This is a genomic window from Allotamlana fucoidanivorans, assembly GCF_006265225.1.
Classification (GTDB): Bacteria; Bacteroidota; Bacteroidia; order Flavobacteriales; family Flavobacteriaceae; genus Allotamlana; species Allotamlana fucoidanivorans.
Window position 1 is genome coordinate 1 of the sequence record NZ_VDCS01000131.1, and the last position, 251, is coordinate 251.

The following is a 251-nucleotide window of genomic DNA, read 5'->3' on the forward strand; positions in this document are numbered from 1 at the left end:
ACTCTTCCAAAGCGTATCAAAGTAGATAATGGAAGTGAATTTATTAGTAAAGTTTTGGATAAATGGGCCTATGAAAACCAGATAGAACTAGACTTCTCAAGACCAGGAAAACCTACAGATAATCCTTTTATAGAGAGTTTCAATGGTTCTTTTAGGGATGAATGTTTAAACGTAAATTGGTTTCTGTCAATGGAAGATGCGCAAGAAAAACTAGATATGTGGAGAGAAGAATATAACAACTTTAGACCTCA

Annotated in this window: 1 protein-coding gene; it reads left to right on the top strand. The window is 33.9% G+C overall.

What is annotated here, in order from left to right:
• On the top strand, positions 1-251 hold a 251-nt coding region (locus FGF67_RS17190; RefSeq protein WP_139698940.1), incomplete at both ends, for an integrase core domain-containing protein.